The organism is Streptomyces sp. NPDC002463 (assembly GCF_042889835.1).
GTDB lineage: Bacteria > Actinomycetota > Actinomycetes > Streptomycetales > Streptomycetaceae > Streptomyces > Streptomyces nymphaeiformis.
Genome location: NZ_JBIARL010000010.1, coordinates 202,869 through 221,260 on the forward strand (window position 1 = coordinate 202,869; position 18,392 = coordinate 221,260).

20 protein-coding genes are annotated in these 18,392 nt (G+C 73.1%); 13 read left to right on the forward strand and 7 right to left on the reverse strand.

Annotated elements, in window-relative coordinates:
- Window positions 1-63 precede the first annotated feature (63 nt).
- Entirely contained in the window at window positions 64-765 is a 702-nt protein-coding gene (locus ACFYX3_RS21625) for a FadR/GntR family transcriptional regulator (RefSeq protein ID WP_389015652.1), read from the reverse strand.
- Window positions 766-921: 156 nt separating this feature from the next.
- Here ACFYX3_RS21625 and ACFYX3_RS21630 point away from each other — a divergent pair, with 156 nt between their 5' ends.
- Together ACFYX3_RS21630 and ACFYX3_RS21635 are read left to right on the forward strand one after the other, a co-directional pair.
- On the forward strand, window positions 922-1,446 hold the full coding sequence (locus tag ACFYX3_RS21630; RefSeq protein WP_389015655.1) for a gluconokinase: 525 nt from the start codon (window positions 922-924) through the stop codon (window positions 1,444-1,446).
- Window positions 1,447-1,499: 53 nt separating this feature from the next.
- On the forward strand, window positions 1,500-2,897 hold the full coding sequence (locus ACFYX3_RS21635) for a gluconate:H+ symporter (protein ID WP_389015658.1): 1,398 nt from the start codon (window positions 1,500-1,502) through the stop codon (window positions 2,895-2,897).
- 68 nt (window positions 2,898-2,965) lie between these two features.
- Here the strand turns inward: ACFYX3_RS21635 and ACFYX3_RS21640 are convergent, their stop codons facing one another.
- Entirely contained in the window at window positions 2,966-3,850 is an 885-nt protein-coding gene (locus tag ACFYX3_RS21640; RefSeq protein WP_389015661.1) for a TIGR03619 family F420-dependent LLM class oxidoreductase, read from the reverse strand.
- 76 nt (window positions 3,851-3,926) lie between these two features.
- On the reverse strand, window positions 3,927-5,582 hold the full coding sequence (locus tag ACFYX3_RS21645) for an FAD-binding dehydrogenase (RefSeq protein ID WP_389015664.1): 1,656 nt from the start codon (window positions 5,580-5,582) through the stop codon (window positions 3,927-3,929).
- A gap of 82 nt (window positions 5,583-5,664) precedes the next feature.
- Between ACFYX3_RS21645 and ACFYX3_RS21650 the strand changes: the two genes are divergently transcribed.
- The 5 genes from ACFYX3_RS21650 (at window position 5,665) to ACFYX3_RS21670 (ending at window position 8,485) form a co-directional block, all read left to right on the forward strand.
- Window positions 5,665-6,294 carry a TetR/AcrR family transcriptional regulator gene (locus ACFYX3_RS21650; RefSeq protein WP_376594427.1) on the forward strand — a complete coding sequence of 210 codons (630 nt, stop codon included), beginning with the start codon at window positions 5,665-5,667 and terminating at the stop codon, window positions 6,292-6,294.
- A gap of 22 nt (window positions 6,295-6,316) precedes the next feature.
- The gene (locus ACFYX3_RS21655; protein WP_389015668.1) at window positions 6,317-7,081 is read left to right on the forward strand and encodes a glucose 1-dehydrogenase; all 765 of its coding nucleotides are present in this window, start codon (window positions 6,317-6,319) and stop codon (window positions 7,079-7,081) included.
- Window positions 7,082-7,093: 12 nt separating this feature from the next.
- The gene (locus ACFYX3_RS21660; RefSeq protein WP_389015671.1) at window positions 7,094-7,627 is read left to right on the forward strand and encodes an NUDIX domain-containing protein; all 534 of its coding nucleotides are present in this window, start codon (window positions 7,094-7,096) and stop codon (window positions 7,625-7,627) included.
- Between the two features lie 148 nt (window positions 7,628-7,775).
- Entirely contained in the window at window positions 7,776-8,171 is a 396-nt protein-coding gene (locus ACFYX3_RS21665) for a YidH family protein (RefSeq protein WP_376594430.1), read from the forward strand.
- Window positions 8,168-8,485: a DUF202 domain-containing protein gene (locus ACFYX3_RS21670; RefSeq protein ID WP_382660356.1), complete on the forward strand. Its 318-nt coding sequence runs from the start codon at window positions 8,168-8,170 to the stop codon at window positions 8,483-8,485. The genes ACFYX3_RS21665 and ACFYX3_RS21670 overlap by 4 nt, the downstream gene beginning before the upstream one ends.
- Before the next feature lie 4 nt (window positions 8,486-8,489).
- On the opposite strand, the gene ACFYX3_RS21675 is transcribed toward ACFYX3_RS21670, so the two are convergent.
- Complete coding sequence (locus ACFYX3_RS21675; RefSeq protein WP_389015675.1) at window positions 8,490-9,422, reverse strand: NADP-dependent oxidoreductase; 933 nt, start codon at window positions 9,420-9,422, stop codon at window positions 8,490-8,492.
- Between the two features lie 57 nt (window positions 9,423-9,479).
- Window positions 9,480-10,115: an NADPH-dependent F420 reductase gene (locus tag ACFYX3_RS21680; RefSeq protein WP_389015678.1), complete on the reverse strand. Its 636-nt coding sequence runs from the start codon at window positions 10,113-10,115 to the stop codon at window positions 9,480-9,482.
- A 70-nt stretch (window positions 10,116-10,185) separates the two neighbouring features.
- Between ACFYX3_RS21680 and ACFYX3_RS21685 the strand changes: the two genes are divergently transcribed.
- From ACFYX3_RS21685 to ACFYX3_RS21700, 4 genes are all read left to right on the forward strand, one after another.
- Window positions 10,186-10,548 carry a winged helix-turn-helix transcriptional regulator gene (locus ACFYX3_RS21685; protein ID WP_389015681.1) on the forward strand — a complete coding sequence of 121 codons (363 nt, stop codon included), beginning with the start codon at window positions 10,186-10,188 and terminating at the stop codon, window positions 10,546-10,548.
- Between the two features lie 126 nt (window positions 10,549-10,674).
- Window positions 10,675-11,586, forward strand: a complete 912-nt coding sequence (locus ACFYX3_RS21690) for an MBL fold metallo-hydrolase (protein ID WP_389015684.1) — start codon at window positions 10,675-10,677, stop codon at window positions 11,584-11,586.
- Between the two features lie 131 nt (window positions 11,587-11,717).
- The gene (locus ACFYX3_RS21695) at window positions 11,718-12,740 is read left to right on the forward strand and encodes a phosphotransferase family protein (RefSeq protein ID WP_389015687.1); all 1,023 of its coding nucleotides are present in this window, start codon (window positions 11,718-11,720) and stop codon (window positions 12,738-12,740) included.
- Between the two features lie 6 nt (window positions 12,741-12,746).
- Window positions 12,747-13,961 (forward strand): acyl-CoA dehydrogenase family protein, encoded by a 1,215-nt coding sequence (locus tag ACFYX3_RS21700; RefSeq protein ID WP_389015690.1) that lies wholly within the window; start codon window positions 12,747-12,749, stop codon window positions 13,959-13,961.
- A gap of 11 nt (window positions 13,962-13,972) precedes the next feature.
- Here the strand turns inward: ACFYX3_RS21700 and ACFYX3_RS21705 are convergent, their stop codons facing one another.
- Together ACFYX3_RS21705 and ACFYX3_RS21710 are read right to left on the reverse strand one after the other, a co-directional pair.
- Window positions 13,973-14,566, reverse strand: a complete 594-nt coding sequence (locus ACFYX3_RS21705; RefSeq protein WP_359511155.1) for a TetR/AcrR family transcriptional regulator — start codon at window positions 14,564-14,566, stop codon at window positions 13,973-13,975.
- A gap of 77 nt (window positions 14,567-14,643) precedes the next feature.
- On the reverse strand, window positions 14,644-15,450 hold the full coding sequence (locus ACFYX3_RS21710; protein WP_376594439.1) for an SDR family oxidoreductase: 807 nt from the start codon (window positions 15,448-15,450) through the stop codon (window positions 14,644-14,646).
- Between the two features lie 163 nt (window positions 15,451-15,613).
- Between ACFYX3_RS21710 and ACFYX3_RS21715 the strand changes: the two genes are divergently transcribed.
- Both ACFYX3_RS21715 and ACFYX3_RS21720 read left to right on the forward strand, forming a co-directional pair.
- On the forward strand, window positions 15,614-16,858 hold the full coding sequence (locus ACFYX3_RS21715) for an exo-beta-N-acetylmuramidase NamZ domain-containing protein (RefSeq protein WP_389015695.1): 1,245 nt from the start codon (window positions 15,614-15,616) through the stop codon (window positions 16,856-16,858).
- Window positions 16,859-16,934: 76 nt separating this feature from the next.
- Window positions 16,935-18,278, forward strand: a complete 1,344-nt coding sequence (locus ACFYX3_RS21720; RefSeq protein WP_389015698.1) for an erythromycin esterase family protein — start codon at window positions 16,935-16,937, stop codon at window positions 18,276-18,278.
- The last annotated feature ends 114 nt before the right edge of the window (window positions 18,279-18,392 follow it).

Sequence of the window (18,392 nt, forward strand, 5' to 3'; positions counted from 1 at the left end):
ATGCCACTGAACGCCCTTATTTGAGCTAGTTCAGAGCTTACGGACGGGTAACGCCCGGGTGAACTACGGGGCGAGGACGTCCAGCTCCTGGAGGGCGCCGACCGCGATCTGGCGGGTGAGCTCCTCGGCGCGGGCCGCGTCCCGCTCCCGCACGGCCTCGGCGACCTGGACGTGGAGGGTGACGGCGGCCGGGTCCGGGTCCTCGAACATCACGTGGTGGCGGGTGCGGCCGGTGAGGACCTCGGCGACGACGTCGCCGAGGCGGGCGAACATCTCGTTCCCGGAGGCGACGAGGACGACCCGGTGGAAGGCGATGTCGTGGACGAGGTACTCCTCCAGGCGCCGGCCGCGCGAGGTGGCGACCATGCCGAGGGCCTGCTCGGTGAGCTCGCGGCACTGCTCGGGGGTGGCGTTCAGCGCGGCGAGCCCCGCGGCGACGGGCTCGACGGCCGAGCGCAGCACGGTGAGCGAGCGGAGCTGGCGGGGGCGGTCGGCACCGGCCAGCCGCCAGCGGATGACCTGGGGGTCGTACACGTTCCAGCTGGCCGTGGGGAGCACGGTCACGCCGACGCGGCGGCGGGACTCGACGAGGTGCATGGACTCCAGGACCCGGACGACCTCGCGGACGACGGTCCGGGAGACGTCGAAGCGCTGGGCGAGCTCGTCGGTGCGCAGCACGGTGCCCGGCGGGTACTCCCCGGCGGTGATCGCGAGGCCCAGGGTGGCCAGGACGTGTGAGTGGAGCCCCTGGGCCGGTGTCGTCATGGTGATCAGCCTATGCGGGCGGGACCCGGTGCCCACACCCGGGAATTAAAAGTACTACTTTTACGTCACAGTCTCTTGAATACGTCGTACCCAATGGGTTTCATGAGCGCGACGGATTCACCGAATCGATGTCGAAGAAGACAGCGAGGCACCCCCATGAGCACCACCCCCCTCACCGCTCCCCCGGTCGTCGTCGTGATGGGCGTCGCCGGGACCGGCAAGACCACCATCGGTCCGCTGGTCGCGGAGGCGCTCGGACTGCCGTACGCCGAGGGCGACGACTTCCACCCGGCGGCCAACGTCGCCAAGATGTCGGCCGGCGTCCCGCTGGACGACGCGGACCGGGGACCCTGGCTGGACGCCATCGGGGAGTGGGCGCACGACCGGGCCGGGCTCGGCGGGGTCGTGAGCAGCTCCGCGCTCAAGCGGATCTACCGGGACCGGCTGCGTGCCGCCGCGCCCGGGGTCGTCTTCCTGCATCTGACCGGTGACCGGGAGCTCATCGAGGAGCGGATGGCCGCACGCAAGGGCCACTTCATGCCCACGGCACTCCTCGACTCCCAGTTCGCCACCCTGCAGCCGCTGCAGGAGGACGAGGCCGGCGTCGCCGTCGACGTCTCCGGCACCCCGGAGGAGATCACCGCCCGCGCCGTCGCCGCCCTGCGCGGCCTGGCCGGCTGACCTTCCCCCCGCACCTCCGTCCCCCGATTCCTGCCCGTACGAAGGACACCACCGTGACCAGCCTCAGCGTCGAGATCCTGGCAGCGGACGCCGCCGAACCGATCACCTCGGCAGGCAACGCCCAGCTCGGGATCGCCGTGCTCGCCGGCATCGCCGTCATCGTCCTGCTCATCACCAAGTTCAAGCTGCACGCGTTCCTCGCGCTGACCATCGGGTCCCTGGCGCTCGGCGCGTTCGCGGGTGCCCCGCTCGCGGACACCATCAAGTCGTTCAGCACCGGTCTCGGCAACACCGTCGCCGGCGTGGGCGTGCTCATCGCGCTCGGCGCGATCCTCGGCAAGCTGCTCGCCGACTCCGGCGGCGCCGACCAGATCGTGGACACGATCCTGGCGAAGACCGGCAAGAAGGCCATGCCCTGGGCGATGGTCCTCATCGCCTCCGTGATCGGCCTGCCGCTCTTCTTCGAGGTCGGCATCGTGCTGCTGATCCCGGTGGTCCTCATGGTCGCCAAGCGCGGCAACTACTCGCTGATGCGGATCGGCATCCCGGCCCTGGCCGGCCTGTCCGTGATGCACGGCCTGATCCCGCCGCACCCCGGCCCGCTCGTCGCGATCGACGCCGTCGGCGCCAACCTGGGCGTGACCCTCGCGCTCGGCCTGGTCGTCGCCATCCCGACCGTGATCATCGCCGGTCCGGTCTTCTCCAGGTACGCCGCCCGCTGGGTGGACATCCAGGCCCCGGAGAAGATGGTCCCGGCGCGCCCCTCCGCGGACCTGGAGAAGCGCCCCGGCTTCGGCGTCACCGTCGCGACCATCCTGCTGCCCGTCGTCCTGATGCTGGTCAAGGCGCTCGTCGACATCGTGGTCGACGACCCCGAGAACGGCGTGCAGAAGGTCACCGACGTCATCGGCTCGCCGCTGATCGCCCTGCTCGCGGCCGTCATAGTCGCCATGTTCACGATGGGCCGCGCGGCCGGCTTCACCAAGGAGCAGCTGTCCTCCACCGTCGACAGGTCGCTCGCCCCGATCGCGGGCATCCTGCTGATCGTCGGCGCGGGCGGCGGCTTCAAGCAGACCCTGATCGACATCGGCGTCGGCCAGATGATCCTCGACTTCTCGAAGAGCTGGTCGATCCCGGCCCTGCTGCTCGCCTGGCTGATCGCGGTCGCGATCCGGCTCGCGACCGGCTCGGCCACGGTGGCGACGATCTCGGCGGCCGGCCTGGTGGCCCCGCTCGCCGAGGGCATGTCGACTGGTGAGGTCTCGCTGCTCGTCCTCGCGATCGGTGCCGGTTCGCTCTTCTTCAGCCACGTCAACGACGCCGGGTTCTGGCTGGTGAAGGAGTACTTCGGCATGAACGTCGGCCAGACGGTCAAGACCTGGTCGGTGATGGAGACGATCATCTCGGTCGTCGGCATCGTGCTCGTCCTGCTGCTGTCGCTGGTGTTGTAAGCGACCGGGCGCACGCGGGAGCCCCGGACGTCCTTCTGGACGTCCGGGGCTCCCGTGCGTACGCGTGTTCAGCCGCGCAGCAGCGACAGGACCTTCACGCCGAGCTCCAGGGCCTCGCCCGGCTCGTCCACGCACTGCTGGAGGTCGACGAAGCAGCCTTCGGCGCCCGTGTCCCGTACCCCCGCGAGGACGGCGGCGATGGCGTCCGCCGTGGCGCCCGGGCCCGGGTTGTGGCGGATCTCGCGGCGCAGCGAACCGGGGTCCCGGCCGGCGTCGTCGGCGGCGCGCCGGGCCTCGTCCCACAGGTGCCCGGCGACGGCGGGCGGCAGGACGGTGCCGACCCAGCCGGCTGCCCGGCGGCCGACCCGGCGCAGCGCGGCGGGGCTGAAGCCGCCCAGGTAGACGGGCGGTCCGCCCGGCTGGACGGGGCGCAGGCCGACGTACGAGGCGGGGATGGTCCAGTGCGGTCCCTCGTGGCCGAACTCCTCCTCGGTCCAGATGCCGTGGAGGACGTCGAGGAGTTCGTCGAGGAGGGCGCCGCGGCGGCGGAAGTCGGCGCCGACGGCGGTGTACTCGTCGCGGAGCCAGCCGATCCCGAGCCCGGCGTCGAGGCGGCCGCCGCTCACCTGGTCGAGCGAGGTGAGCGAGCGCGCGAGGAGGACCGGCGGGTACCAGGGGCCGTTGAGGGTGCTCGTGCCGAGCCGGGCGCGGCCGGTCGCCGTGGCGGCGACGGTGAGGACGGTGAGCGGGTCGAGGAAGGTCTTGTACTGGTGGGGGTACGGGTTCTCGGGCGTGTGTCCCGGGTAGAGGTCGCCGGGGTCGACCGGGGTGAGGGCGCGGTCGCCGACCCAGAGCGAGTCGAACCCGGCCTCCTCGGCGTCCCGCGCGAAGGCGGCGACGCGGTCGGCGCGGGCGTGGGTGCCGTACTGCGGCAGTGCGATGCCTATGTCCATGGCTCATCCTGGGCAGCGGGGACGCCCGCGACACGAAGGACCTCGCGTGTGACCCGCGCCACAGGATGGGCGCCGCTCAGCCGACCGCCTTCGCCGCCGCCCGGCCCGCCGCGCGGCCCGAGAAGATGCAGCCGCCGAGGAAGGTGCCTTCGAGGGAGCGGTAGCCGTGGACCCCGCCGCCGCCGAAGCCCGCCGCCTCGCCCGCCGCGTACACGCCGTCCAGGGGCTCGCCGCCCTCCGTGAGGACGCGGGAGTCGAGGTCGGTCTCCAGGCCGCCGAGGGACTTGCGGGTGAGGATGTTGAGGCGCACGGCGATCAGCGGGCCCGCCTTCGGGTCGAGGAGGCGGTGCGGCGCCGCCGTACGGATCAGCTTGTCGCCCAGGTACTTGCGGGCTCCCCGGATCGCCGTGACCTGGAGGTCCTTGGTGAACGGGTTGGCGATCTCGCGGTCGCGGGCGGTGATCTCGCGGCGCAGGGCGGCCTCGTCGATGAGCGGCTCGTCGGTGAGGGCGTTCATGCCGCGGACGAGGGCGGAGAGGTCGTTCTCGACGACGAAGTCGACGCCGTGGTCCATGAACGCCCGGACGGGTGCCGGTACGTCGGCGCGGGCGCGGCCGAGGACGTCGCGGACGGACCTGCCGGTGAGGTCGGGGTTCTGTTCGGAGCCGGAGAGCGCGAACTCCTTGCCGATGATGCGCTTGTCGAGGACGAACCAGGTGTGGTCGTGGCCGGTCCGCATGATGTGTTCGAGGGTGCCGAGGGTGTCGAAGCCGGGGAAGAGCGGGACGGGCAGCCGCTTGCCGGTGGCGTCGAGCCAGAGGGAGGACGGTCCGGGCAGGATGCGGATGCCGTGCCGGGCCCAGATGGGGTTCCAGTTCTCGATGCCCTCGGTGTAGTGCCACATCCGGTCGCGGTTGATGTGGTGGGCGCCGGCCTTCTCGGCGATGCCGAGCATCAGCCCGTCGACATGGGCGGGTACGCCGGAGAGCAGCTTGGCGGGCGGGGTGCCGAGGCGGGCGGGCCACTGCGCGCGGACCAGGTCGTGGTTGCCGCCGATGCCGCCGGAGGTGACGATCACGGCCTGGGCGCGGAGCTCGAAGGTGCCGGCGACCTCGCGGCCGCTGGCGGTGCCGCGGGCGGCGGTGGAGGGTTCCAGGATCTCGCCGGAGACGGTGTCGACGGTTCCGGCCGTGCGGCCGAGGCCGGTGACGCGGTGGCGGAAGCGGAGGTCGACGAGGCCACGGGCGGCGCCTTCGCGGACCCTGCGCTCGAAGGGGGCGACGAGGCCGGGTCCGGTGCCCCAGGTGATGTGGAAGCGGGGTACGGAGTTGCCGTGGCCGTTCGCGTCGTAGCCGCCGCGCTCGGCCCAGCCGACGACGGGGAAGAAGCGCACCCCGCGCGCGTGGAGCCAGGCGCGCTTCTCGCCGGCGGCGAAGTCGACGTACGCCTCGGCCCACTTCCTCGGCCAGTGGTCCTCGTCGCGGTCGAAACCGGCGGTGCCGTACCAGTCCTGGAGGGCCAGGGCGTGGCTGTCCTTGACGCGCATCCTGCGCTGTTCGGGCGAGTCGACGAGGAACAGGCCGCCGAAGGACCAGTGGGCCTGACCGCCGAGGGACTGCTCCGGCTCCTGGTCGAGGAGGATCACGGAGCGGCCGGCGTCGACCAGCTCGGCGGTGGCGACGAGGCCGGCGAGGCCCGCCCCGATCACGATCACATCAGCGTCGTAGGACATGGACCGCATCTTGGATACACGGATGTATCGAGTCAACCGTCCGGCCTTTCCGTTTTCTAATGTCGAGCATTAATATGAAGGCATGGCAAGGACGTCAGGGCCCGAGACCCGGGAGAAACTGATCCGCGCTGCGGAGGAGCTCTTCGCCGCACAGGGTGTCGACGGCGCACAGCTGCGGGACATCGTGGCGCTGGCCGGACAGGCCAACCCCTCCGCCGTGCAGTACCACTTCGGCTCGCGCGCCGGACTGCTCGACGCGGTCATGGCCGGCCGCCAGACCCGTACGGAACAGGTGCTCGCTCCTCTTCTGGACGGCGCGGGCGACGACCTCCGGCAGCTGGTCGCCGCGCTCGTCACCGCCGAGGCCACCGAGCTGGGCACCGACCGGGGCCGCCGCTGCCTGCGGATCTCCGCGCAGCTCAGCCACGAGAGCGGCGTCCGCACCCGCACCCCGCATCCCACGCTCGCCGGCACCTCCTACTGGAGCCTGATCGAGCGGATCGCCGACCGCCTGGCCGCCGGCGGACTCCCCGAGCCGCTGCTCCTGGAGCGCCTCGACCTGGCGCTGACCGTGGTGGGCGCGGCGATGGCGGACCGGGCCCGGCAGTACCTCGACGGCACCGAGCCCCTCACCGGCGAGCCGCTCTTCCTCGCCGACCTCGTCGAGACCACCACCGCGCTTCTCCGGGCCGCACAGCCCCGGAGCGTCTGAACCCGCTGAAAGGGACCTCACCATGAACGACCTCACCGGCAAGACCGTGCTCATCACCGGCGGCGCCCGCGGCCTGGGCGCCGAGGCCGCCCGGCTGGCCGTGGCCTCCGGCGCGAACGTCGTGATCACCGACGTCCTCGACGAGGACGGCAAGGCCACCGCCGAGGCGCTCGGCGAGCGGGCCCGGTTCCTGCACCACGACGTGACCTCCGAGGAGGAGTGGGCGGCGGCCGTCGCCTTCGCGGTGGCGGAGTTCGGCGGGCTGCACGGTCTCGTGAACAACGCCGGCATCTCCACCGGCGCGTTCCTGGAGACCGAGTCCGTCGAGCACTTCCGCAAGGTCCTCGACATCAACCTGACCGGCGTCTTCATCGGCATGAAGGTCGCGATCCCGGCGATGAAGGAGGCCGGCGGCGGCTCGATCGTCAACATCTCCTCGGCCGCCGGCCTGATGGGCCTGGCCCTGACCGCCGGGTACGGCGCCTCCAAGTGGGGCGTGCGCGGCCTGACGAAGATCGGCGCGGTGGAGCTCGGCACGGCGAAGATCCGCGTCAACTCCGTCCACCCCGGCATGACCTACACCCCGATGACGGCCTCCGTCGGCATCGAGCGCGGCGAGGGCAGGTACCCGAACACGCCGATGGGCCGGGTCGGCGAGGCCGACGAGATCGCGGGCGCGGTCGTCTTCCTGCTCTCGGACGCCGCCTCGTACGTGACGGGCGCGGAGCTCGCCGTGGACGGCGGCTGGACGACCGGTCCGACGGTCAAGTACGTCATGGGCCAGTGATTTCATGGGTGCATGAGCGCCTCTGAAGAGATCCTCGACGTCGTCGACGAGAACGACCGGGTGGTCGGGCGGGCCTCGCGCGGTGAGGTGTACGCGCGGGGCCTGATCCACCGCTGCGTCTTCATCCGGGTGCGGGACGCCGAGGGCCGCGTCTTCGTCCACCGCAGGACGCCGACGAAGCTGGTCTTCCCCTCGATGTACGACATGTTCGTCGGCGGCGTCGTCGGCGCGGGCGAGTCCTACGACGAGGCCGCCCTGCGGGAGGCCGAGGAGGAGCTCGGGGTCTCCGGGCTGCCCCGCCCCGAGCCGGTGACGCGCTTCCTGTACGACTCCGGGGGCGTGGCCGGGAAGTGGTGGTCGGCGGTCTACGAGGTCCGCTGCGAACTGCCGGTCAGCCCCCAGGTGGAGGAGGTCGCCTGGCACGGCTTCCTCACGGACGAGGAACTGGAACGGCGGCTGCCGGGGACGGCGGACGCCTGGGAGTGGGTACCGGACGGGCTCGCGGCGTACGAGCTGCTGCGGGCGGAGGGACACACGGCGGGCTGACCTTCCGGTGCGGGGCCGGCGCACGGCGGGCCGGCCTTTGGTCCCGGGCGGGCGCACCGCGGGACGGTCTCCCGGTGCCGGGCGGGCGCGCCCCGGACCGGCCTTTCGGTGCCGGGCGGGGCGATCTTCCGGCCGTTAGGGTGCACGGGTGAGCGATTTCGTGCAGAGTCTGCGGCTGTGGTTCGCGCCGCAGCGGATCCGGGACGAGGGCGACACCCCCGACTACCGCTTCTCCCTCGCCAACGAGCGGACCTTCCTCGCCTGGCTCCGGACCGCGCTCGCCCTGATCGGCGGCGGCTTCGCCGTCGACCAGTTCCTGCCGGACCTGCGCTGGGGCGTCCGCGTCGGGCTCGCGCTCGCGCTGCTCGTCGCCGGTGTGCTGTGCTCCCTGCGGGCGGTGAACCACTGGGTGCGCTGCGAGCGGGCGATGCGGCGCAACGAGGACCTGCCGGTGTCCCGCTTCCCGGCGGTGCTCAGCCTCGCGGTGGCCGTCGTGGCGCTCGCCATGGTGGTGCTCGTCGTCTTCGGCTGGGCCGGGAAGTGAGCCCGGCCGACGGGGCCCGGGATCCGGGGCTCCAGCCGGAGCGGACCCGGCTCGCGTGGCGGCGTACGACCCTGTCGTGCACGGTCGTCGCGGTGCTCGCCATGAAGGCGACGATCAGCGACGAGGTCACGGCGAAGGAGGTGACCGGGTTCGCGCTCTCCTCCCTGGTGTGGATCGCGTTCCTGGCGGTGGCCCACCGCCGGATCCGCTCCCTGGGCGCGGCCCGGCCGCTCCCGCTCTCCCACCGCGGCGCGCTGCTCGCGGCGGTGTGCACGATCGCGCTCGCGGTCTTCGGCGCGGCGGTGATCTGGTGACTCCTCAGGGCACGGTCACCACGACCTTGCCGTTCAGGCCGCCCGCCGCGTTGGCGCGCTGGGCGTCGGCCGCCCGCTCCAGCGGGAACGTCCTGGCCACCCGTACGGTGAGGACGCCCGCGTCGGCCAGGTCGGCGAGGGCCGCGAGGTCGGCGGCGTCGGGGCGGACCCAGAAGTAGCGGCCGCCGAGGGCGAGGACCTCCCCGTCGGCGATGGACGCCAGGCGGCCCCCCGGGGCGAGGAGCCGGGCGGAGAGCTCGAGGAACGGGCCCCCGATGGTGTCGAGGACGGCGTCCACGCCCTGCGGGGCGAGGGCGCGGACCTGCTCGGCGAACGTCTCCTCGTCGTAGCGGACGGGTTCGGCGCCGAGCTCCGCGACCCGCTCCAGACCCACGTCCCTGGCCGCGCCGAGGACCCGGCAGCCGAGGTGCCGGGCGATCTGCACGGCCATCGAGCCGACCCCGCCGGCCGCCGCGTGCACGAGGACGGTGTCCCCGGGGCGCACCGCGAGGGCCTGCGCCTGGAGCACCTGGTACGCGGTGAGGCCGGCGAGCGGGAGGGCCGCGGCCTCCTCGAATCCGAGGCTGCGGGGCTTGCGGGCGAGGGTGCGGACGGGCGCGGAGACGTACTCGGCGAAGGTGCCGTGCGCGAGGAAGTCCTCGCGGACGTACCCCATGACCTCGTCCCCGGCGTCGTACTCCGGGACGGAGACGCCGGTCCGGACGACGACGCCGGAGACGTCCCAGCCGGGCACGACGGGGAACACGACGTCGAGCATGCCGTCGAGATAGCCGGCCTGCGCCTTCCAGTCGACGGGGTTGACGGCGGCCGCCCGCACCCTGACCAGGACCTCGTCGGGGCCGACCTTGGGGTCGGGCAGCTCTCCGTACTCCAGGACCTCGGGACCGCCGTACCGGCTGTAGCTGATCGCCTTCATACCCCGACCCTCCGGGTGTCCGGGCCGGCCCGCAAGCCGGGGCGCGGGCCGGGCGCGTCAGCCGCCGAGCGCCGCCGGCGGCGGGAGCATGGCGCGCGGGTCGCGGCCCGAGGTCCAGAGGCCGATGAGGAAGGCGGTGGTCGCCTCCAGGAGGTCCGCGTGGGCCAGCGGGCCGGCGACGAAGGGGGCGCAGCCCAGGTCGGCGGCGAGCGTCGAGACGAGGGCGAGGGCCTCCTCGTCGTCCCCGCAGAGGGGGACGACGAGCGGGCCGTCGGCGAGGACGGGCGGGGTACGGCTCCACACCGCCGGCGTCACGTGGTTGAAGGCCTTCACGACCCGGGCGCCCGTCGCGGCCGCGAGGGTGCGGGCGGCGCCGGGGCCCTCGCCGGTGGTGAGGACGGGGCCGGGGCCGACCGCGTTGGTGCAGTCGATCAGGATCCGCCCGCCGAACGAGTCGACGGGCCCCACCGAGCCGAGGGCCGGCAGGACGGCGTCGTACGGCAGGGCCGGCAGGGTCGCGTCGCCGAAGCGGGCGGCCTCGGCGAGGGTGCCCGGGCGGGCCCCCGTGCTCGCCGCGAGCGCGGCGGTCCGTTCCTCGTCCCGGCCGCCGACGAGCACCTCGTGGCCCGCCCGGACCCACCCTCCGCCGAGCGCCCGCGCCATCGCGCCCGTACCCAGTATTCCCACCCGCATGGGGCGTCCTCCCTCACGTACCGTTGTGCGTGCCGACTCCAACGACCGTAGGCGGGGGGCGACTTACCAATTGGTTCCCGACAGGGCTCCCGACCGGTTCCTCGCGGACTGCCGGGCGCGGCTCGGCTTCGATCTGCTGGCCAACACCTGGAACGGCGTCGTCCTCTACGCGCTCGCGGACGGGCCGCGCCGGCCCGGCGAGCTGCGGACGGCGATCGGCGGGATCAGCGCGAAGGTCCTGACGGAGACCCTGCGGCGTCTCGAGGGGTACGCACTGGTGGAACGCCGGGCGTACGAGGAGACCCCGCCCCGGGTCGAGTACGGGCTGACCGCACTCGGGCGTTCGCTGCTCGGGCCGATCGAGGCGCTGGGGCGGTGGTCGGCGGAGTACGGGGAGGCGTTCGCGGCGGCGCAGGGGTGGGACGAGGGGTAGTCGGCTCCGGGCTGCGCGTCCCGGCCGTGTCCGCCGTTCCCGGAGGGGTCCGTTCCGACTTCCCTGGGCCCGGCGCCGACTGGCACTCTTCCCCTGTCCAGTCGGGCTCTCATCCGGGGGAATCCCTTGTCTGCCACCGATCCCTATGTCGTCACGCTCGCGCCGCACGTGTACGCCTTCGTCCAGCCCGACGGCGGCTGGTGCCTGAACAACGCCGGGTTCATCGGCGACGTCGACGAGACGCTGCTCGTCGACACCGCCGCCACCGAGCGGCGCGCGCTGCTGCTGCGCGACGCGGTGCTCGCCGAGGGGCTGCCGCTGCCGCGCACCATCGTCTCCACCCATCACCACGGCGACCACACCTACGGCAACGGGGTGTTCCGCCCCGAGGCGCGGATCGTGGGTCACGAGAACTGCCGGTCCGAGCAGCTCGCGGCCGGGCACCAGCTCCATCTGCTGTGGCCGCAGACCGACTTCGGGCGGGTCGACATCCTGCCGCCGTCCGTGACGTACAGCGAGCGGCTCACGCTGTACGTCGGCGCGATCGAGGTGCGGCTGCTCCACCCGGGGGCCGCGCACACGACCGGCGACTCGATCGTCCATCTCCCCGAGCAGGGTGTCGTGTTCACCGGCGACCTCGTCTTCCACGGCGGGACGCCGTTCCTGCCGATGGGCTCCCTCGCCGGGTCGCTGCGCGCGCTCGACCTGCTGCGTTCCCTCGACGCGCCGACGGTCGTGCCCGGGCACGGGCGGGTGACCGACCCCTCGGTGTACGACACCACGGAGCGGTACCTGCTGTGGGTGCGGGAACTCGCCGTCGAGGGGTACGCGAAGGGGGCGAGCCCGCTGGAGACGGCGCAGCGCGCGGAGCTCGGCGAGTTCGCCGCGTGGCGGGAGAGCGAGCGGCTCGTGGCGAACCTGCACCGGGCGTACGCGGAACTGGAGGGCCTGCCGGAGGGGTCGCCGCTGGATCCCGTGACGGTGTTCTCGGACATGGCGACGATGAACGGCGGGGTCCCGGTGGCCTGCCACGCGTAGCCCTGTCACGGGCGGTGCTTCCGCGCCCCACGCGGGCGGGGGCACCGCCCGCGTGGGTGCGGGCCCTGGACTGCATACCGACTGGTCGGTCACAATGGGCGTCGCCGAAGACGATCCGGAGGTACCCCCACGTGAGTTCCGCCCCGCCCCCAGGGCTCGACCCCGAGCAGCTGCGCCGGTACCTCGACCGTGAGCGGCCCGGGCTGCTCTCCGGACCCCTCGACGCCCGGCTGATCGAGGGCGGCCGGTCGAACCTGACGTACGTCGTGAGCGACGGCACCGGCCGCTGGGTGGTCCGCCGGCCCCCGCTCGGCCACGTCCTCGCCACCGCGCACGACATGCGGCGCGAGCACCGCGTCATCAGCGCCCTGCACGCGACGGACGTGCCCGTCCCCGGGACGGTCCTGCTCTGCGAGGACGAGTCGGTGCTCGGCGCGCCGTTCTACGTGATGGACTTCGTCGACGGGACGCCGTACCGCTCGGCCCGTGAGCTCGCCCCGCTGGGCCCCGAGCGCACCCGCGCCACCGTCCTCGGCCTGGTCGACACCCTCGTCGACCTGCACGCCGTCGACCCGGAGGCGGTGGGGCTCGGCGACTTCGGGCGCCCCGAAGGCTTCCTCGACCGGCAGCTGCGCCGCTGGGGGAAGCAGCTCGACGCCTCGCGCGGCCGCGAGCTGCCGGGAATCGAGGAGCTGCACGCGGCCCTCGGGCGTGCGCTGCCCGCCTCTCCCCCGCCCACCGTGATCCACGGCGACTACCGGCTCGACAACGTCCTCGCCGGCGAGGACGGCCGGATCCGGGCCGTCCTCGACTGGGAGATGTCGACCCTCGGTGACCCGCTCACCGACCTCGGCCTCCTCGTCATGTACAGCACGCCGCTCGACCTGCCGGACTCCCCCGTCTCCACGACCGCCACCGCCCCCGGGCATCCGAGCACCGCCGAGCTGGTCGAGCGCTACGCGGCCCGCTCCGGCCGCGACACCTCGGGACTCGCCTGGTACACGGCCTTCGCGTGGTTCAAGCTCGCGGTGATCCTGGAGGGCATCCACTACCGGTGGACCCTCGGGCAGACCGTCGGGGCCGGCTTCGACCGGATCGGCGAGCTCGTCCCCGTCTTCATCGAGCACGGCCTGACCACCCTTCAGGAGGGCTGAACCGCCATGGACTTCTCCTACGACGCGCGCACCGAGGAACTGCGCGCGAAGCTCCTCGCCTTCATGGACGAGCACGTCTACCCGGCCGAGGCCGTCGCCGAGGAGCAGCGAGCCCGGCTCGCCTCGCCCTGGGACGCGCCGGCGGTCGTGGAGGACCTGAAGGCCGAGGCCAAACGGCAGGGGCTGTGGAACCTCTTCCTTCCGGACGCGGAGTACGGCGCCGGGCTGACCAACCTCCAGTACGCGCCGCTCGCCGAGATCACCGGCCGCAGCCCGCACCTCGCCCCCACCGCCCTCAACTGCGCCGCCCCGGACACCGGGAACATGGAGCTGCTCGCCCAGTTCGGCGACGAGGCGCAGAAGAAGCAGTGGCTGGAGCCGCTGCTCGCCGGCGAGATCCGCTCGGCCTTCGCGATGACCGAGCCCGAGGTCGCCTCCTCCGACGCGACGAACATCGAGACCCGGATCCGGCGGGACGGGGACTCGTACGTCGTCGACGGCCGCAAGTGGTACATCTCCGGGGCGATGAACCCCGACTGCCGGATCTTCATCGTCATGGGCAAGACCGACCCCGACGGGCCCGACCCGCGCCGCCAGCAGTCGATGATCCTCGTGCCGCGCGACACCCCGGGCGTCGAGGTCCGGCGGGCGATGCAGGTGTACGGGTACGAGGACCACTCCCACGGCGGCCACGCCGAGGTGGTCTTCGACGGGGTCCGGGTCCCGGCCGCGAACATCGTCGGCGAGGAGGGCGGCGGCTTCGCCATCGCGCAGGCCCGGCTCGGCCCCGGCCGCATCCACCACTGCATGCGGCTCATCGGCATGGCGGAGCGGGCGGTCGAGCTGATGTGCCGGCGCGCCGTCTCCCGTACCGCCTTCGGCAAGACGCTCGCCCAGCAGGGCGTGGTGCAGAACTGGATCGCCGACGCCCGGGTGACCATCGAGCAGCTGCGGCTCCTCGTCCTGAAGACGGCCTGGCTCATGGACACCGTCGGCAACCGGGGCGCGCACACCGAGATCCAGGCCATCAAGATCGCGACCCCGCGCGCGGTCGTCGACATCATCGACAGGGCCGTGCAGGCGCACGGGGCGGGCGGCGTCTCGCAGGACTTCCCGCTGGCCGAGCTGTGGGCGGCGGCGCGGACGCTGAAGCTGGCGGACGGCCCGGACGAGGTGCACCAGCGGTCGCTGGCGCGCCGGGAACTGAAGCAGTACCTGTAGCCGGACGGGCCCTACGGGCGCAGGGCCCGCAGCAGGAGGTCGGCGAGGTGGTCGGCGACCTGCTGCGGGGTCAGCGGGCCGTCCGGGCGGTACCAGGTGGACAGGTGGTGCACGGAGCCGAAGTGGTAGTCCACGACGAGGTCGGCGGGCGTGGCGGAGGAGAAGACGCCCGCCCGCTGGCCCTCCTCGATCAGGGCGCGGAAGCGCTCGTGGTAGCGGCGCCGCTCGGACCGCACCTGCTTGTGCTTCTCGGGGCTCAGGTGGTGCATGGAGCGGAAGAAGATGGAGGCGTCGTCGAGGTTCTCGATGGTGGTGACGACGACGTCGGCCGCGGCGTCGCGCAGCCGGTCCTCGACGGGCGCGTCGGCGTCCGCGAACGCGTCGAGCCGCTCCTGCTGGAGCCGCAGCACCCGGGAGTAGACCTCCTGGAGGAGGTCCTCCTTGGAGCCGAAGTAGTGGTAGAGCGCGCCCTTGGTGACCCCGGCGGCCTCGACGATCTCCTGGACGGAGGTGCGGTCGTAGCCCCGCTCGGCGAAGAGCCGGGTGGCGGCGGCGAGGAGCCTCTGGGGGACGGGGGCGCCGCTCCCTTCCGTCGTCCTGGCCATGCTCCGCCGCCTTCCTCGATGATCGTTTTCGGTCACGGGAACGCGATCCCGCCGCTAGATCTTCCCATCCGCCGGCGCTACGGCCGACCGGTGGCCGTCTCCCAGGTCCGCTGGACGTGGTTCATGGTGCCGAGCCAGCGCTCGGGGTCGGTGGCGCGGTTGCGGTAGTAGCCGGCGACCTCGGGGTGGGGCAGGACGAGGAAGCGGTCGGCGGCGATGGCGTCGAGGAGGGCGTCGGCGACGTCCTCGGGCTCGATGGCGGTGGGGGCGAGGACGAGTTCGCCGGCGGATCCGGCGGCGGTGAGCATGTCCGTACGGACGCCCTGGGGGCAGATGGCGTGGACCTTGAGGCCGCGGTGGCGGTAGGTGAGGGAGAGCCATTCGGCGAAGGCGTACGCGCCGTGCTTGGAGACGCTGTACGGCGCCGCGCCGATCATGGTGAGCAGTCCGGCGGCGGAGACGGTGGAGACGAAGCGGCCGCTGCCGCGTTCCAGCCACTCCGGGAGGAGGGCGCGGGCCGCGCGGACGTGGGCCATGACGTTGACGTCCCAGGCGGCGGCCCAGACGTCCTCGTCGGCGAAGGCGTCGCCGGGCGAGGAGAGTCCGGCGTTGGCGCACCAGATGTCGACGCTGCCGCCGAGGGCCTCGCGGGCCTCGTCGACGACGGCGGAGGCGTCGCCCGGGACGGCGAGGGCGCCGATCTCCTCGGCGACGGCCTTGGTCCGCTCGGGGTCGAGGTCGTTGACGACGACGCGGGCGCCCTCGGCGGCGAAGCGGCGGGCGAGGGCCGCGCCGATGCCGCCGCCCGCTCCGGTGACGACGACGCCGGCGCCCTGGAGCCCGTCGGCGCCGGCGCTCCGGGGTTCGTTCCTGTCCGCGGTCATGGACCCACCTCTCGGCTGTGACGACCCGCTGTCGGGACCGGGACAGACTAACCGGTCGGTATGGAAGGGCGGAAGACCCGTTCCGCACGCCTCGTTCCCCGGGGCGGTCAGGAGCGCTAGCGTGCGTGCCCATGTCACTCCCGTCACACCGAGGAGGTCCCGCATGAGCCTGTCGCGACGGAGTCTGCTGGCCGCCGGAGGCGCCCTCGGCGCGGTCGCGGCCACGTCCACGGCCCCTGCCTCCGCCGCGCCCGGTCACGGCCGGGTGCGGACCGGCTTCGAGCGGCTCGCGGCCGACGGGTACGCGCTCCTCGCGGGCGACCGCGTCGGCGTCGTCACCAACCCCACCGGCATCACCCCGGACGCCCGCCACCTCGTGGACGTGATGCACGCGGACGACCGGGTGGACCTGGTCGCCGTCTTCGGCCCCGAGCACGGCTTCCGGGGCACCGCCCAGGCGGGCGGCTCCGAGGGGCGGTACGACGATCCGGCGACCGGACTGCCCGTCTACGACACGTACCTGAAGAGCGGGCAGCCCCTGGCGGACGTCTTCACCGCCTCCGGTGTGGACACGGTCGTCTTCGACATCCAGGACGTCGGCGCGCGCTTCTACACGTACATCTGGACGCTGTACGACTGCATGGCGGCCGCCGCCCTCGCCGGGAAGCGGTTCGTGGTCCTCGACCGGCCGAACCCGGTGACCGGACGGGCGGCGCTCGGCCCCGTCCTGGACCGGGCGTTCGCCACCTTCGTCGGCCGGGAGCCGATCGCGCAGGCGCACGGCATGACGGTGGCCGAGCTGGCCGGGCTGTTCAACGGCGCGTTCCTGGCCGAGCCCGTCGCCCTGGAGACCGTACGGATGACGGGGTGGCGGCGGACGGAGTTCTTCGACGCCACCGGGCTGCCGTGGGTGCCGCCCAGCCCGAACATGCCGACACCGGAGACCGCGCTCGTCTACGCGGGCACGTGCCTCTTCGAGGGCACGAACCTGTCCGAGGGGCGGGGCACCACCCGGCCGTTCGAACTCCTCGGCGCCGAGGGGATCGACCGAAGGTGGGCCGAGGCCGCGAACGCCCTCGAACTGCCCGGGGTCCGCTTCCGCGAGGCGTACTTCGCCCCGACCTTCTCCAAGTTCCAGGGGAAGACCGTCGGCGGGGTGCAGCTGCACGTCGACGACCGGGAGTCCTTCGACCCGGTGCGGACGGGCATCGGACTCCTGGTCACCGCCAGGAGCTCCTGGTCCGGCTTCGCCTGGCGGGCGGACAACTGGATCGACAAGCTGACCGGCTCGACCCGGGTACGGACCCTGATCGACGCGGGCGCGGGCGTGGACGAGGTCGTCGGGGCGTGGGAGACGGACCTGGCGGTGTTCCGGGCGGTGCGGGAGGAGTACCTGCTGTACCGGTGAGGGTGGGGTTGGCCCCCGGCCCGTACGGGTGCCGGCGGGATGTCCCCCGGGACGTCCCGCCGACCAGGCTGGGCCCATGAACCTCTCGTTACGACGCCGTCCGTCCCGGCTGCCCCTCGTCGGGCTCCTCCTCGCCGCCTGCCTGGGCACCCTCGCGCCCGCGGCCCGTGCCGCCGAGGGCCCGGCCGGCCCCGGCCCCGCACGGGAACTCGCCCGCTCCGCCCGGCCCCTGACCGATCTGCGTCCGCTCGACCGGATGATCGGCTCGGCCAAGGTCGTCGGCCTCGGCGAGGCCACCCACAGCTCGGCCGAGTTCTTCACCGCCAAGCACCGGATCTTCGAACACCTGGTGGAGTCCCGGGGCTTCACCACCTTCGCCCTGGAAGCCCCCTGGTCCACCGGGCTCCTCGTCGACGACTGGGTCCGCACCGGCCGCGGCGACATCGAGACGATCATGCGGGACGAGTTCCAGGAGTCGTACCGCCTCTGGAACACCGAGGAGTACCTCGACCTCTTCCGGTGGATGCGGGAGTACAACCGGCTTCACCCCGATCGCCCGGTGCACTTCATGGGGAACGACCTCGGGTACGCGGGACCGAACCTCTTCGACACCGTCACCTCGTACGTCGCCCGCGTCCACCCGGACCTCCTGCCCCGCTTCCGGGAGCTGTACCGCGACTCCCGGCCCACCGGCGAGGTGGAGGCCTGGATGAAGGGCTACATGGAGAAGCCGCGCGCCGAGCGGCAGCGGATGGCCGGCGAGGTGAACCGCGCCCTCGCCCTCCTGGAACGGCGGAGCCCCGGCGGGGGCCCCCGGGCGCGGGAGGCGCAGGCGTGGGCGGTGCAGCACGCGCGCGCGATCGCCCAGGTCGGCACCGAGTACGCCCACGACCTGACGACTCCCGAGGGGGTCGCCGCGGCGATGCTCTACCGCGACCGGACCATGGCCGAGAACACCGTGTGGTGGCAGCGGCGGACCGGCGACCGGATGGTGCTCTCCGCGCACAACGGGCACGTCGGCTACGAGACGCCGGAGCCCGACCAGTACCCGCGGCTCCAGGGCGCCTTCCTGCGGGACCTCCTGGGCCGGGACTACCTGAGCGTCGGCGCCTCCTTCGGCCGGGGCTCCTTCAACGCGCACGACACCGGAGCCCCCGGCGAGCCGATCCGGACCTTCGCCGTCACCCCGCTCGGCCCCGACAGCAGCGCCGACACCCTGGACCGGGTCGCGTCCGGCCCCTTCTACCTGGACATGCGGCGTACGACTCCGGCGGCGCGCGACTGGCTGGGCGTGGCCCGGCCGGTCCGGCACATCGGGACGGTGTTCCCCTGGCCGGGCGATGTGGTGCCGATGCGGCTCTCCACCGCGTACGACCTCCTGATCCACTTCCCCAGGATCTCGGCGGCGCGGCTGCGCTGACCCGCCGTCGCACGTCTGGACGGGGCCGTGCGCGGGCATGCTGGCCAAGGAGCCGCCGCCCGCGCACGGGGCGCACTCGGCGCTGCGGCCCCCTCGACGTGGAGGGACGGTCTG